This is a genomic window from Sphingomonas hankyongi, from assembly GCF_023516575.1.
GTDB classification, from domain to species: domain Bacteria; phylum Pseudomonadota; class Alphaproteobacteria; order Sphingomonadales; family Sphingomonadaceae; genus Sphingomicrobium; species Sphingomicrobium hankyongi.
Genome location: NZ_JAMGBE010000003.1, coordinates 278891 through 292966 on the forward strand (window position 1 = coordinate 278891; position 14076 = coordinate 292966).

Consider the following 14076-nt stretch of genomic DNA (forward strand, 5'->3'; position numbering starts at 1 on the left):
AACCAAGGAGGGACGACGATGAGCGATCAGATGGCGGGCGGGTGCGCTTGCGGGCGGGTGCGCTACACGGTCGCGGTCCACGACGACGATGCCTATCTCTGCCACTGCCGCATGTGCCAGCGATCGACGGGTTCGGTCTCAATCGCTTCCAAGAATGTGAAGCAGGCGGAGCTGTGCTGGGACGGGGAGCCGGACTGGTACGACAGCTCTCCGATCGCGGTCCGGCCCTATTGTCGTGAATGCGGGACGTCCTTCGGTTTCAAGTTCAAGGATGGCAGCGAGAACATCGACCTGACCGTCGCGTCGTTCGACGATCCGTCACGTTTCGAGCCGAAACATCATTTCGGCGCGGAGAGCATGCACAGACAGTGGCTCAACACCGAAGGCCTCAAGGAGATACGCACGGACGAATATAAGAAGCTCGTCGACAAATGGGTCGAGGCGACTGGCGAATTCCCGGGATGAGCGAAGCCGTGCTTCATCGCTGGACTGCGTCCGACGGAGTCGAGCTGGCTTACCATGAAATGGGCGAGGGCAGGCCAGTGATCCTGCTCCATGGCCTGTTCTCCGACGCGAATATGAACTGGATCAAGTTCGGCCATGCCGCGCGCATCTCGGGCGAGGGATTTCGAGTCATCATGCCCGACCATCGCGCTCATGGGCAGAGCGGCAAGCCGCACGGCGCCGAGCATTATCCCAAAGGGATCCTGGCGCGAGACCTGCGCGAGCTGGTGGCCCATCTCGGGCTGACGGAATTCGACCTCGGCGGCTTTTCGCTTGGCGCGCGGACCACGGTCGAAGCCGTGGGCGAGGGGCTCCGTCCGCGTCGCGCGATCCTCGGCGGAGCCGGGCTAGAAGGCCTCCGGAACTGGAAGCGGCGCAAGACCTTCTTCCTCGAGACCATCGCGCTGTTCGACAAGGTCCAGCGTGGCGATCCGCACTGGCTGTCGATCCAGTTCATGAAAAGCCAGAAGGTCGATCGGGTCGCCGCCGGCAATTTACTGGAAACGTTCGAGGATGCCTTCATGCAATGGCTGGATGCATTCACGATGCCGACGCTCGTCGTTTGCGGTAGCGAGGATCACGACAACGGTTCGGCCGAGGAGCTCGCGAATGTCCTCCCTAACGCTGAGTTTCGCGAAGTGCCCGGGACGCACATGAGCTCCGTGACCAAGCCGCAGTTCGGCGAAGCGATCGCCAGTTTCCTGAGCGCCGCTTGACGCAGCGCCATTCGCTGTTCAGTCGGCATCGGCTCGTTCCTGGGGAGAGGAAGATGATCAGACTCGTCGCGTCCGTTTCGCTTGGTGCAATTGCCTTGGCCGCCTGCGCGGCTGCGGCGCCTCCGCCCCCATCGGTTGCAGCCGATGCCGGTCCTGCAGCAGCAGCACCGGCGGTCACGCGGACCCCAGAAGGAGCGCGGGAATTCATCGCGGACGTTGAGAAGGACCTTGGCGACTTCAACCTCATCGCCGGCCGCGCAGCCTGGGTGAACGCGACTTACATCAACGACGATACCGATGCGCTGAACGCCTATTTCGGGACGATCGGGACCGAGAAGGGCGTCAAATATGCGACCGAGGCGGCGCAATGGCTGCAGGTCCCCGGCCTCGATTCCGACACGACGCGCAAGCTGAACCTGCTTCGCGGCGCGCTGGTCCTCGCAGCGCCAACCACGCCCGGAGCGGCCGCGGAACTCAACGACATCACGACGCGGCTTCAGTCGAGCTACGGCAAGGGGCGCGCCACCCACAACGGCAAGTCGATCACGGGCGACGACGCGGAGGCCCTGATGGGCTCGTTGCGCGATCCCAAGCAGACCGCCGAGATCTGGCAGAGCTGGCACGAGACGACCGGCCGCCCGATGCGGCAGGATTACCAGCACATGGTCGAGATCGCGAACGCCGGCGCGAAGGAGCTCGGCTATGCCGACACCGGCGCCATGTGGCGGTCCCAGTACGACATGACGCCGGAGCAATTCTCGGCGATGTACGAGCGCCTGCTGAACGAGCTGAAGCCGCTGTACACGCAGCTTCATTGCTACACGCGGGCCAAGCTCAATCAGAAATACGGCAATTCGGTCCAGCCGGCTTCGGGCCCGATCCGCGCGGACCTGCTCGGGAATATGTGGGCGCAGGAATGGGGCAACATCTACGATGTCGTCGCCCCGAAAGGCGCGGGCGACGTCGGCTACGACCTCACCGACCTGCTCGTCGCGCACAAGTACACGCCCGAGCAGATGGTGAAGACCGGCGAGCGCTTTTACACCTCGCTCGGCTTCGCACCGCTTCCGGAGACCTTCTGGCAGAGGTCCCAGATCACGCGCCCGCGCGACCGCGAGGTGATCTGCCATGCATCGGCATGGGACGTGGATGCCAAGGACGACCTGCGCATCAAGATGTGCACCAAGGTCAATGCCGACGACTTCGTCACCATCCACCACGAGCTCGGCCACAATTTCTACCAGCGCGACTATAAGGATCAGTCGTTCCTCTATCAGAATGGCGCGAACGACGGCTTCCACGAAGCGATCGGGGACTTCATCGCGCTTTCGGTCACGCCGGAATATCTCGTCCAGATCGGCCTGCTCGACCGCAGCAAGGTGCCGAGCGCCGACAAGGACGTCGGCCTGCTGCTTCGCCAGGCAATGGACAAGGTCGCCTTCATGCCCTTCGGCTATGTCGTCGACAAATGGCGGTATGGCGTGTTCGACGGCTCGATCTCGGCGACGGGCTATGAAGCGGGCTGGACCAATCTGCGCCAGCAATATCAGGGCATCGTTCCGCCGGTCGCGCGCTCCGAGGCGGATTTCGATCCGGGCGCGAAGTTCCACATCCCCGGCAACACGCCTTATGCCCGCTACCTTCTGGCGCGAGTGCTGCAGTTCCAGTTCTACAAGGCCGCCTGCGACATGTCGGGGTGGCAGGGCCCGCTCCACCGCTGCAGCTTCTACGGCAACAAGCAGGTCGGGCAGCGCCTCGATGCAATGCTGAAGATTGGCGCTTCGCGGCCGTGGCCGGATGCGCTCGAGGCATTCACCGGTACGCGCGAGATTTCGGGCAAGCCGATGCTGGAATATTTCGCGCCGCTGCAGGCGTGGCTCGAGGAGCAGAACCGCGGGCGCCAGTGCGGCTGGTGACGAAAAAAGGGGCGCCGGAAGGGCGCCCCTTGTTCGTTTGACGGCCTGATTGCTTAGCTGATCGGCTGCTGCTTGGCCCGACCGCGGCCGCTGGCGCTGCCGGTCGATCCGCCGGTTTCCTTGAGCGTCAACGCTTCCTCGGCGAATTGCTGCTGCGTCTTGCCACGCGATGAGCGGCCGCTCTTGGCCGACACCAGTGCGTCGGTGCCGGTATCGCTATCCTCAAACGAGAACGCACCGCCCTCGCCCGAGCGCATGTTCTCCGCCCAGTCGGTAATCTGCTCGCTGAGATTGCTGAGCTGGTCGCTGATCTGGTTGCGGCGCGACCACAGGAATACGCCTGCGCCAACTGCCGCCGCGGCGCCGAGGGCCGCAGTCATCGGACGCTCGCGCGCCATGTCGACCATGCCGCTGCTGTACTGATTGCGGCCTTCGGGATTGTTGTTACGGCCGCGATTGCCGCCGCGGCTTCCTTGGTTACGAGCCATCGTTTTTCCTCCATTGGTTGTTACGCTCTCAATCTGATTAAACGATTGAGCGCGTTCGCCGTTTCGCCGCGCTGCGGCGACTCAGCGGTGAGGAGTGCCGATGGAGCGGCGGGTCGTCAGGCGGTCTGCAGCTGGTCGAGCATATATTCCGCGCTCGACGCTCGATACTCGCCGGGAGCCTCGACATTCAGCTGCTCGACGACGCCGTCATTGACGATCATCGAGTAGCGTTGCGAGCGCTGACCCATGCCGAACTTGGCGCCGTCCATGGTGAGGCCCGTGGCTTCAGCGAAGTCGCCATTGCCGTCGGCAAGCATGGTGATGTCCTCGGAGCCATCGCGCGAACCCCAGGCCGACATGACGAACGGGTCGTTGACGGAAATGCATGCGATCTCGTCGATCCCGGCGTCCCGCAGGTCTTGAGCCTTTTCGACGTAGGAGGGCAGGTGACGCGCCGAGCAGGTTGGCGTGAAGGCCCCCGGAACTGCGAACAGCGCGACCCGCTTCCCGCCGAAGAATTCGCTGCTGCTGGTCTGCTGCGGTCCTTCCGCTCCGGCAATCGCCAGCGGAACGTCGGGAAGGCGGTCACCTACCTGGATGGTCATCTTCTTGTCTCCTCGCATCTGCGTCGAAGCGGCAGATAAGGCCGCCCACGGCAGCGCTCAAGGCTTGCCCACATCGGGGCTGCGGCCCATTGTTGGGCCGTGGCAGACGAACCGACCTTCCTGTCCGGCAAGTTGCTTCTAGCGATGCCGGGAATGGCCGATCCCCGCTTCGAGCGGGCCGTGATCGCCTTATGCGTCCATGACGAGAACGGTGCGATCGGGATCGGCATCGGTCACAAACGGGCGGGAATCAGCTTTAGAGGATTGCTCAAGCAATTGGACATCGACCCCGGCCAGGCCCCGGACAATGCTGTGCACCACGGCGGACCGGTCGAGCCGGGGCGAGGCTTCATACTGCATTCCACGGACTGGGGCGGCCAGGACACGCTGCATGTCACGGGTCCCCGCGGAGAGATTTTCGCGATGACCGGAACGATCGACGTCCTGAAAGCGATCGCGGAGGGGCGGGGGCCGTCAAACTGGATCGCCTCGCTTGGCTATGCCGGCTGGGGCGAAGGGCAGCTGGATGAGGAAATGACGCGGCACGGCTGGTTCGCCGCGCAAGGAACGCCGCAGATCCTTTTCGACACGCCGACCGACGAACGATGGGCTGCCGCATTCAAGGCGGAAGGGATCGACACACGCCTTCTCGCAAGCGAGACAGGCGCCGCCTGACCATCATATAAAGATTTCTTTATATTTGCCTTTGCGGCGGCGCCCGTCTAACGGCTCCGCCGACGGCGCTCCGTACAGCGCATCCTCAATCACTTGGAGATTTTCGACGTGGCTACGCAGGCTGAAACACGTTTCAACGACTATGTCGTGAAGGACCTCGGCCTGGCCGATTTCGGGCGCAAGGAGATCGAGATCGCCGAGACCGAGATGCCGGGGCTGATGGCTCTCCGCGAAGAGTATGGCGCTTCCCAGCCGCTCAAGGGCGCGCGCATCACCGGTTCGCTTCATATGACGATCCAGACCGCGGTGCTCATCGAGACCCTAATCCATCTGGGTGCGGAAATCCGCTGGGCCAGCTGCAACATCTTTTCGACGCAGGACCATGCCGCCGCCGCGATCGCTGCCCGCAACATTCCGGTTTTCGCGGTGAAAGGTGAAACGCTCGAGGAATATTGGGCCTACGTTACGCGTATTTTCGACTGGGGCCACGACGAGACCTGTAACATGATCCTGGACGATGGCGGGGACGCGACGATGTTCGCGCTCTGGGGTTACCGCGTCGAGAAAGGCGAAGAACTGTTCACTCCGTCAAATGAGGAAGAGGAAATCTTCGTTGCGACGCTGAAGAAGTTCCTGGCGGAGCGCCCCGGTTACCTGACCAAGACGGTCGAAACCATCAAGGGCGTTTCGGAAGAGACGACGACGGGCGTTCACCGTCTTTATGAGCTGGCCAAGACCGGCAAGCTTCCGTTCCCGGCGATCAACGTCAACGACAGCGTCACCAAGTCCAAGTTCGACAACCTTTACGGCTGCAAGGAATCTTTGGTCGACGCCATTCGCCGCGCGACCGACGTCATGCTTGCGGGAAAGGTGGCCTGCGTGGCCGGGTTCGGCGACGTCGGCAAGGGCTCGGCCGCTTCGCTCCGTAACGGCGGCGCCCGCGTGATCGTGACCGAAGTAGATCCGATCTGCGCGCTTCAGGCCGCGATGGAAGGTTACGAGGTGGTGACGATGGAAGAGGCTGCTCCGCGCGCGGACATCTTTGTCACCGCGACCGGCAACATGGACGTGATCACGCTCGACCACATGCGGGCGATGAAGGACATGGCGATCGTTTCGAACATCGGCCACTTCGACAGCGAGATCCAGATCGGTGCGCTCGCCAATATGAAGTGGACGGAGATCAAGCCGCAGGTCGACGAAGTCGAGTTTCCCGACGGAAAGCGCATCATCGTCCTTTCGAAGGGCCGTCTCGTGAATCTCGGCAACGCCACCGGGCATCCGAGCTTCGTCATGTCGTCCTCGTTCACTAATCAGGTACTCGCCCAGATCGAACTGTGGACGAAGAGCGACCAGTACAAGAATGACGTCTATGTCCTCCCGAAGCACCTCGACGAAAAGGTCGCGCGGCTTCACCTCGGCAAGCTTGGCGTCCACCTGACGAAGCTGAACGACAAGCAGGCCGCCTATATCGGCGTATCGCCCGAAGGGCCGTTCAAGCCCGACCATTATCGTTACTAAGCTCGGATTCTTCCGCCGCTAGAATAGCTTCCTTTTAGCTCCCCAGTCGCCCTATGAACTGGGCATGGGGAGCATGGGATCGGCGGGGGTTGTGTGGGCAGTCGTTGCGCTCAGCCTTTTGTGGCTTGCGCTCGCCTTCACGCTCGCCGTTCGCGCGGCCAAGCGGTTGCAACTCGCTGAACAGGTCCTGGGGACAGCGCGAAGCACAAAGTCCCTTCTTGAGCGCACGCCCGCACGGCCCCTTCTGGTGAGACCTGACGATCGGGTTGAGGCCGATGAGCGTTTGATGCGCGACCTCGGCCTCAAGTCGCCGCCTGAGCGGCTTTCCGATCTTTGCGGCAACGATAGCGGGCTTGTCGCTGACGATCTTGCGCTGCTCGCCGAAGAGATACAGGCCGCGCGGGTTTCGGCGGGAGAAATCTCCTGCAAGGTGCGCGCGAATGGGTCGCCGCGGGTGTTCGAAGTCCGGGGAGCGCCTGCGCCCGAGCCGGAACCGGTCGGCAGCCTGCTTCTGTGGTTTTTCGATACAAGTGTCAGCGAAGAGGACCGGGCGCGCATTGCGTTGCGGCTGCGGCAGACCGAAGGGGCGCTCAATTCGCTCACACAGCTGATTGAGGCCGCTCCATTTCCCATGTGGTACCGTGGGCCGGACCTGAAGCTGGGACTGGTCAACAGCGCTTTCGTCCACGCCGTCGAAGGGGAAGATGCTGCAAGCGTGATCGCAAATGGTCTCGAACTCATCGATGCCGGCGGAGAGGAAAGCGCGGTCGCCGCGGCTCGCAAGGCTCTGGAAGGCGAGCGCATCAGCTCGCGGATGCAACCCGCCATCATTCGCGGTGAGCGGCGGATGCTCCGCGTCGTCAATGTGCCGCTCTCGACGGGCGCGGTCGCGGGGTTTGCGATCGACGTGCAGGATCTCGAGGACGCGCGGACCGAATTGTTGCGCCACATGGAATCCCAGCGTGAGCTGGCGGACCGGATGACGGCGGGCACGGCGCAGTTCGACGCGGAAAGAAACCTGAGTTTCTTCAACCGGCCGTTCGCCGTGATGGCCCAACTCGATCCCGAGTGGCTCGGTGAGAATCCGGAATTCGATCGCATCCTCGAGCGCATGCGCGACAACCAGCGCCTGCCTGAGGCGCGCGACTTTCCCGTGTGGAAGTCGGAGCGGCGTGGATGGTTCACGAGCCCTGAAGAGGTCATCGAGGAGGAGTGGATGCTTCCCGGCGGCGACCATATTCGCGTCGTCGCCCAGCCGCTGCCGGATGGCGGTCTCCGGCTCATCCTGGAGGATAGGACTGAGCAGCTCCGTCTCGCGTCCGCCCGCGATACCCTGTTGCGGGTTCGCTCGGCGACCTTCGACAACCTCTTCGAGGCCATCAGCGTATTCGCGAGCGACGGTCGGCTGTACCTCTGGAATCGACGTTTCCGCGAGGATTGGGATCTCGACGAGGAATGGCTTGCCGAGCACCCGCGCGTGGACGAGCTCGTTCCCGCCATGGCCCGTAAGCTCGTCAACCCGACTGCCGCCGCGCAAATCCGGGAGATGGTGCGGCAGACGACGAATGAGCGACAGTCGGCAAACGGCCGGGTCTCGATGACCGATGGCAGGCATTTCCAGTTTGCCGCGGTGCCGCTCCCGGACGGGAATGCGCTCTTCACGATGGTCGACGTGACGGATTCGACCCGCATCGAGTCGGCGCTTCGGGAACGAGCCGCTGCGCTCGAGGAAGCGGATCGCGTGAAGACCGACTTCGTCGCGAACATGAGTTACGAGCTCCGCACGCCTCTGACGTCGATCGGCGGCTTCGCGGAGATGCTTGAGGCCGGCTACGCAGGCAAGCTGACCGCGAAGGCCTCCGACTATGTTGCGGCCATCATGGAAGCCGTTGGCCGCCTTTCGAAGCTCGTCGACGACGTGCTCGACCTGACGACGGCAGATGGCCGCCCGGTGGCCCTGGAGCGTGAGCGCGTCGACATCGGCGGCCTCTGCCGGGCTGCCGCAGATGTCGCACGAGCGCGGGCCGACGAGAAGTCGCAGCGCCTCGATATCGAGATTTCCCCCGCCGCCGGATTCGTGATCGGCGACGTCCGACGACTGCGGGAGTCGGTCGAGCACGTCCTGCAAAATGCCATCGCCTACACTGACCGAAAGGGTCGCATCCGGCTTGAGGCGGATGGCGATGAGGACAAGGCCGTCGTTCGGATCAGCGACAATGGCTCGGGCATCGCCGCCAAGGATTTACCACGCGTATTCAATCGGTTCGACCGCGTTGTTGAGGAGAATGTTCGGGGTGAGGCGGCGCTCGGCCTGGGGTTGCCGCTGACCCGCCAATTCATTGAGGCACACGGCGGGACGGTCGAGCTCGAATCCAAGAAGGGGAAGGGGACCACCGTCACACTGACTGTGCCGCGCGGGCTTCAATGAACCTCGAGGACGAGGCTGCGACCGCAGCTGCCGGCGCGCGACTCGCAACGGTGGCCCGGCCTGGCGACGTGATCACGCTTTCAGGCCCCCTTGGAGTCGGCAAGACGGCGTTTGCTCGCGGTTTCATCGGGGCACTTCGACATGAGGGGGAAGTGCCAAGCCCGAGCTTCTCGATCGTGCAGCCGTACGAGCAGCTGGAACCGCCCGTTTGGCATGTCGACCTGTATCGGCTTGAGGACGAATCCGAGCTGGACGAGCTTGGCCTGGATTCCGTCGCTGACGCGGTGCTTCTGGTCGAATGGCCTGATCGGGCGGGCGAGAATGCATGGCCCGATGCGCTCGCTCTGGCGTTGGACTTCGGCGAGAAAGGCTACAGAATCTTGACAGCGAAGGTGCCCCCGTCATGGGAGGGCCGATGGCCGTTTCCATGAGTCCCCCCGCGCATGCGCATGATTTCCTTGCCGGTTGTGGCTGGCAGGGTGCCGAGATCCTTCCGCTTGCGGGGGATGCGTCTTTCCGTCGTTACTTCCGAGTAGTGCGCGGCGATGACACTGCGGTGCTGATGGATGCGCCCCCGCCGCACGAGGATCCGCGGCCATTCGTCGCGGTGGCCGAATGGCTTGCGTCGGTGGGTTTGAGCGCTCCGCAGATTCTCGCTCGCGACTTGGAAAAGGGCATGCTCCTGCTCGCCGACTTCGGTGACTGGAGGCTGAGGGAGTTCCTCGACGACGATCCCCGTCGGGAGAAGGACCTCTACGCACTTGCCACGGATGTCCTGGTCCATCTGCACCAGCACCCGCCCATGCCCGGATTGAAGGTTCACAGCCTCGAGCAATGGCTGGAGGAGCTGAAGCTTTTCACCGACTGGTACTGCCCCGCGGTCGGATTGGAGGTGGATGCGCAGGCTTACCAGGCCGCATGGCAAGGCGCCCTGAAACCGGTCGCCGAGGACGGCCTTAGCCCCGTAACGGTACTGCGCGACTATCATGCCGAGAATGTCATGCTGGTCGAAGGGCGCGCGGGCGTCGAGCATTTCGGCCTTCTGGACTTCCAGGACGCCCTGGCCGGCCATCCGGCTTACGATCTTGCGTCGGTTCTCGAGGACGCCCGTCGGGACGTTCCGGAAGAGATCGAGGACGCCATGATTGCCCGCTACGTAGCCGCGACTGGGCAGGATCAGCGCTTCGAGCAGGCCTATTGGGCGCTCGCCGCACAGCGCAATACGCGCATCCTCGGCGTTTTCACGCGCCTGTGGAAGCGGGACAACAAGCCGCATTACCGTCGTTTCCAGCCGCGCATGTGGGGTCTTCTCGAGCGCGACCTTGCGCAGCCTAACCTGGAGCCGGTCAAGGCGTGGTTCGACGAGCACCTGCCGCTCGAGTTTCGGCGCGAGCCCTGGAGTGAGGCGGCATGAGCCAGGCCCGCAAGGCATTGAGGCTTCGCGCGGAAGTCCCTGCGCGGGTACCGAATACAGCGATGATCATGGCCGCAGGACTGGGCAAGAGGATGCGCCCGCTGACGGCCACGAAGCCGAAGCCGCTGATCGAAGTCGCGGGGAAGGCGCTGCTCGACCATGTGCTCGAGCGGCTGCGGATCGCTGGCGTCCAAAGGGTCGTCGTCAATGTCCACTACCTCGCGGACGCGCTCGAGGCGCATCTCTCGAGCCGGGCAAGCGGCCTCGAGATCGTCATTTCGGACGAACGGTCGCTTTTGCTCGAAACCGGGGGCGGGCTCGTCAAGGCCGCGCCGCTGATCGACAGCGATCCGTTCCTCGCGATCAATAGCGACAATCTATGGATCGATGGCCCTGCCGACACCCTGAAGCTGCTCGCCTCGCAATGGGACGATGAGAGGATGGACGCGCTCCTTCTGCTGGTGCCGCTCGCGCGCGCCGAGAATCATCATGGGATTGGCGATTTCCATATGGACCGCACGGGCCGCGTGAGGCGACGCGCGAAGAGCCATGTCGCGCCGTTCGTCTTCACTGGCGTTCAGATGGTGTCGAAGCGCCTGCTGCGCGATGCGCCGGATGGGCCGTTCTCGACGAACATCCTCTGGAATCGCGCCATCGATGAGGGGCGCTGCTTCGGGGCCGTTCACCAGGGCCTGTGGTTCGACGTCGGGACTCCGACGTCTATCCCTCTGACGGAAGCTGCGCTGCAGGATGCCTGACCGGGCCGCGGAGCGACCCGCCGTCTATTCGATTCCGGGCCATCGTTCGTTCGCCGATTCACTTGCGGCAGGCCTTCTGCAGCGCTTCGGAGCGGAGCCGCTCGGGCTGGCGCGGGGCCGGATACTCTTGCCGAACAACCGCGCCGTGCGCGCAGTCACCGACGCGTTCGTGCGGGTCAGCGGGACCGGATTGTTGCTGCCGCGACTGATTCCGATAGGCGATCCGCAGCTGGACGAGAGAATTGGCGGTGCGCTGGAGGTCATCGACGATGAGCCGATCCCAGCCGCGATCGACCCGCTCGAACGACTGCTGACGCTCATCGGCCTGGTGCGGCTTGGCGACGAGAGCACTGCGGAGGCAGCGCGCCTTTCGGGAGAGGTCGGTCGAACGCTCGATGCATTGCAGATCGAGGACATCGATCCGCCCCAGCTGCGAACCGCCGTCGCGGAGACCGACGATCTTGCGAACCACTGGGAGAAATCGCTCTCAAGGCTACAGAAAGTCATAGAAAAATGGCCTGTCGTCTTGGCGCAGCGTGGCAGGATCGATCTCACCGAGAGGCGAAACCGCCTGCTACGCCGGCTTGCCGATCGCTGGCGCGATAGCCCGCCCGAAGGATTCACCGTCGCTGCCGGCATCACCACGGCTGCGCCGGCGGTGGCCGCCTTGATGGCACGCGTAGCGTATATGCCTGGCGGAATGGTCGTGCTTCCCGCCCTGAGCCTGGCGGATGTCATGCCGGACGAGGAATGGGATGTGCTCGGGTCGGAACAGACGCACCCGCAATTCCACCTGAAGCTGATGCTCGACCGGATGGGCGTGGCACGGGGCGAGGTCGAGCCGTGGCGCAACGCGGGTCGTTCGGCCTCATCGGCGAAGCGCGGGCGCGCCGTCGCCAATGCGATGACCGCACCGGATTTCTCCCACAAATGGGAGCACCTGCCCGCCCCTGAGCGGCGGCTGACCGGAATCCGCCTTGCGGAATTACCCGATCCCGCCTCCGAAGCGCAGGCCATCGCCCTGGCCTTGCGCGAGGCGCTCGAAACCCCAGGCAGGACGGCTGCGCTCGTGACTCCCGACCGGCATCTCGCGAGGCGTGTGTCAGCGCTGCTCGCGCGATGGGACATCGCGGCAGACGACAGTGCCGGCACGCCGCTGTCCGAGACGCCCGCAGGGACGCTGCTTCTGGGCATTGCCAGCGCAGCGGCCGAGGAACTGGCGCCTGTCCCATTGATGTCCCTGGCCAAGCATCCACTCGTCGGCGGAGAGGGTGAGGAGCGGGTTCGTTGGCTCGACGTCGTGCGCGCCCTCGATCGCGCATTGAGAGGGCCGCGGCCTGCGCCGGGACTGGCGGGGCTGGACGCGCATTTCGGGGAGAAGAAGGTCACGGGCCGCTGGGAGCCGGTGCGCCGCAAGATACAGCTTTTGCAGGATCTGATTACCGGTCCCGTCTCCCTCGCCGACTTCGCGACCCATTTGGTCGAAGCGGTCGAGAGCCTTGCTTCTGACAGGGCGTGGCGTGGTCCGGCGGGTCGCGCTGCCGCGGAGTTGCTTGGCGGCTTGCAGGCTTCAGAAACGGCTCGCACCCTCACGATCGAGCCAACGGACGCGCTCCCTTTATTGCGCCAGCTGCTCAGTGCTCAGTCCATTCGCCCGCCCTATGGCGGGCATCCCCGCATCTCTATCTGGGGCTTGCTCGAAGCACGGCTGCAGCACGCGGACCTCATCGTGCTCGGGGGCCTTAACGAGGGTGTCTGGCCGGCCTTGCCATCGCCGGATCCCTGGTTGCCCCCCAAGGTGCGATCGGCGCTCGGCATGCCGGGGCTCGAATTCCGCATCGGCCTGTCCGCTCACGACTTCGCCAGTGCGCTTGGAGCTCCCCAGGTGTTGATTACCCGGGCTCGTCGAGACGGACGCTCGCCAACCGTCGCCTCGCGCTTCCTCCTTCGCCTGCAGGCAATGACCGGGGGTCTGGCGCACGACGTGCGGCTTGAGCGAATGACAGCGGTGCTCGACGATCCGGGGATGCCGCGACCTGTCAGCCGTCCCGCCCCGCAGCCGCCTGTCGAACAGCGTCCGGATCGAATTTCCATCACCTCGGTAGATCGGCTCAACGCGGACCCTTTCGCCTTCTACGCGCAGGCAATCCTCAAATTGCGCGCGCTGGATCCGGTCGACGACGACCATACGGCGCGATGGAAGGGCACGGCCGTTCACCAGGTCTTCGAAGACTGGCTTCAAGAAGACGATTGCGATCCCGCTAAGCTTCGAGGCCGTGCCGAGCAGCTGCTTGCGGGCGAGGCGATCCACCCGATGCTGAGAGCGTTATGGGCTCCGCGTCTCCTCGAAGCGATCGACTGGATGGCCGAACTCGAGCGAGCCAATCGAAAAGCGGGAAGGCGGCCTCTTGCGGCGGAGATCTCGGGCGAGGCCAGCCTAGCTGGCATCACCGTGCACGGACGTGCCGACCGGATCGATCGGCTCGCGGACGGCGGCATAGCGATCATCGATTACAAGACCGGCGCTCCGCCGCGACAAAAGGCCGTGGATGCCGGGTTTGCCCTGCAGCTCGGCTTGCTGGGACTGATTGCTCGCGCCGGCGGGTTCGAGGGCGTGAGCGGTGAACCCGAAGCATTCGAATATTGGTCGCTTACCCGGCACAAGGGCCGTTTCGGCAAGCTAATGCGGGCTGACGAGAAGACTGGCGCTGACGAATTCTTGGCGCGGAGCTATTTTGCCTTCGCCCGCGCGGCGCAGAGATGGCTTACGGGCACCGAGCCGTTCACGGCAAAGCTGAACCCGGCCTATGCGCCCTATGGCGACTATGACCAGCTCATGCGGCTGGAGGAATGGTACGGCCGCGGATGAGGAGCAGCTTAGCGCTTCGGCTTTTTCTTGACCTTGGACGCGTAAAGCAGGGCTGCGACGATCGCCGCCGAGCCGATGCCGACCGCGACGCCTGCCTTCACCAGTTTCTGGCGGCGTTCCTCACTCGCTTTTTCGGATTCGTCATTGGTCATGCCTCGGTCTGTATGGTGAACGGCGAAGAT

Annotated in this window: 13 protein-coding genes; 10 read left to right on the top strand and 3 right to left on the bottom strand. The window is 64.0% G+C overall.

Features of this window, described 5'->3' with window-relative positions; all coding sequences use genetic code 11:
• Nucleotides 1-18 precede the first annotated feature (18 nt).
• From LZ538_RS09865 to LZ538_RS09875, 3 genes are read left to right on the top strand one after another with little or no spacing between them, the layout of a single operon-like run.
• A complete protein-coding gene (locus LZ538_RS09865) occupies nucleotides 19-465 on the top strand; it encodes a GFA family protein (RefSeq protein WP_249831846.1) in 447 nt (148 codons plus the stop codon).
• Nucleotides 462-1220: an alpha/beta fold hydrolase gene (locus tag LZ538_RS09870; protein ID WP_249831847.1), complete on the top strand. Its 759-nt coding sequence runs from the start codon at nucleotides 462-464 to the stop codon at nucleotides 1218-1220. The genes LZ538_RS09865 and LZ538_RS09870 overlap by 4 nt, the downstream gene beginning before the upstream one ends.
• Nucleotides 1221-1273: 53 nt before the next feature.
• Nucleotides 1274-3136: a M2 family metallopeptidase gene (locus LZ538_RS09875; protein WP_249831848.1), complete on the top strand. Its 1863-nt coding sequence runs from the start codon at nucleotides 1274-1276 to the stop codon at nucleotides 3134-3136.
• 53 nt (nucleotides 3137-3189) lie between these two features.
• On the opposite strand, the gene LZ538_RS09880 is transcribed toward LZ538_RS09875, so the two are convergent.
• Complete coding sequence (locus LZ538_RS09880; RefSeq protein WP_249831849.1) at nucleotides 3190-3624, bottom strand: hypothetical protein; 435 nt, start codon at nucleotides 3622-3624, stop codon at nucleotides 3190-3192.
• 116 nt (nucleotides 3625-3740) lie between these two features.
• Nucleotides 3741-4229, bottom strand: coding sequence for a peroxiredoxin (locus LZ538_RS09885; RefSeq protein ID WP_249831850.1), 489 nt, complete (start codon nucleotides 4227-4229; stop codon nucleotides 3741-3743).
• Nucleotides 4230-4373: 144 nt separating this feature from the next.
• Here LZ538_RS09885 and LZ538_RS09890 point away from each other — a divergent pair, with 144 nt between their 5' ends.
• From LZ538_RS09890 to addB, 7 genes are all read left to right on the top strand, one after another.
• Complete coding sequence (locus LZ538_RS09890; protein WP_249832206.1) at nucleotides 4374-4904, top strand: YqgE/AlgH family protein; 531 nt, start codon at nucleotides 4374-4376, stop codon at nucleotides 4902-4904.
• Between the two features lie 108 nt (nucleotides 4905-5012).
• On the top strand, nucleotides 5013-6425 hold the full coding sequence (ahcY, locus tag LZ538_RS09895; RefSeq protein WP_249831851.1) for an adenosylhomocysteinase: 1413 nt from the start codon (nucleotides 5013-5015) through the stop codon (nucleotides 6423-6425).
• 64 nt (nucleotides 6426-6489) lie between these two features.
• Nucleotides 6490-8853: a sensor histidine kinase gene (locus LZ538_RS09900; RefSeq protein WP_249831852.1), complete on the top strand. Its 2364-nt coding sequence runs from the start codon at nucleotides 6490-6492 to the stop codon at nucleotides 8851-8853.
• A complete protein-coding gene (gene tsaE, locus LZ538_RS09905) occupies nucleotides 8850-9284 on the top strand; it encodes a tRNA (adenosine(37)-N6)-threonylcarbamoyltransferase complex ATPase subunit type 1 TsaE (RefSeq protein WP_249831853.1) in 435 nt (144 codons plus the stop codon). The genes LZ538_RS09900 and tsaE overlap by 4 nt, the downstream gene beginning before the upstream one ends.
• A complete protein-coding gene (locus tag LZ538_RS09910) occupies nucleotides 9269-10267 on the top strand; it encodes an aminoglycoside phosphotransferase family protein (protein WP_249831854.1) in 999 nt (332 codons plus the stop codon). Before tsaE ends, LZ538_RS09910 begins: the two co-directional genes overlap by 16 nt.
• A complete protein-coding gene (locus LZ538_RS09915; RefSeq protein WP_249831855.1) occupies nucleotides 10264-11025 on the top strand; it encodes a nucleotidyltransferase family protein in 762 nt (253 codons plus the stop codon). Before LZ538_RS09910 ends, LZ538_RS09915 begins: the two co-directional genes overlap by 4 nt.
• On the top strand, nucleotides 11018-13894 hold the full coding sequence (gene addB, locus LZ538_RS09920; RefSeq protein ID WP_249831856.1) for a double-strand break repair protein AddB: 2877 nt from the start codon (nucleotides 11018-11020) through the stop codon (nucleotides 13892-13894). The genes LZ538_RS09915 and addB overlap by 8 nt, the downstream gene beginning before the upstream one ends.
• An 8-nt stretch (nucleotides 13895-13902) precedes the next feature.
• Here the strand turns inward: addB and LZ538_RS09925 are convergent, their stop codons facing one another.
• The gene (locus LZ538_RS09925; RefSeq protein ID WP_249831857.1) at nucleotides 13903-14046 is read right to left on the bottom strand and encodes a hypothetical protein; all 144 of its coding nucleotides are present in this window, start codon (nucleotides 14044-14046) and stop codon (nucleotides 13903-13905) included.
• Nucleotides 14047-14076: the final 30 nt, after the last annotated feature.

Coding starts and splice junctions, on each gene's coding strand:
- LZ538_RS09865 (WP_249831846.1), top strand. CDS start 19: ATGAGCGATCAGATGGCGGGCGGGTGCGCTTGCGGGCGGGTGCGCTAC.
- LZ538_RS09870 (WP_249831847.1), top strand. CDS start 462: ATGAGCGAAGCCGTGCTTCATCGCTGGACTGCGTCCGACGGAGTCGAG.
- LZ538_RS09875 (WP_249831848.1), top strand. CDS start 1,274: ATGATCAGACTCGTCGCGTCCGTTTCGCTTGGTGCAATTGCCTTGGCC.
- LZ538_RS09880 (WP_249831849.1), bottom strand. CDS start 3,624: ATGGCTCGTAACCAAGGAAGCCGCGGCGGCAATCGCGGCCGTAACAAC.
- LZ538_RS09885 (WP_249831850.1), bottom strand. CDS start 4,229: ATGACCATCCAGGTAGGTGACCGCCTTCCCGACGTTCCGCTGGCGATT.
- LZ538_RS09890 (WP_249832206.1), top strand. CDS start 4,374: ATGCCGGGAATGGCCGATCCCCGCTTCGAGCGGGCCGTGATCGCCTTA.
- LZ538_RS09900 (WP_249831852.1), top strand. CDS start 6,490: ATGGGGAGCATGGGATCGGCGGGGGTTGTGTGGGCAGTCGTTGCGCTC.
- tsaE (WP_249831853.1), top strand. CDS start 8,850: ATGAACCTCGAGGACGAGGCTGCGACCGCAGCTGCCGGCGCGCGACTC.
- LZ538_RS09910 (WP_249831854.1), top strand. CDS start 9,269: ATGGCCGTTTCCATGAGTCCCCCCGCGCATGCGCATGATTTCCTTGCC.
- LZ538_RS09915 (WP_249831855.1), top strand. CDS start 10,264: ATGAGCCAGGCCCGCAAGGCATTGAGGCTTCGCGCGGAAGTCCCTGCG.
- addB (WP_249831856.1), top strand. CDS start 11,018: ATGCCTGACCGGGCCGCGGAGCGACCCGCCGTCTATTCGATTCCGGGC.
- LZ538_RS09925 (WP_249831857.1), bottom strand. CDS start 14,046: ATGACCAATGACGAATCCGAAAAAGCGAGTGAGGAACGCCGCCAGAAA.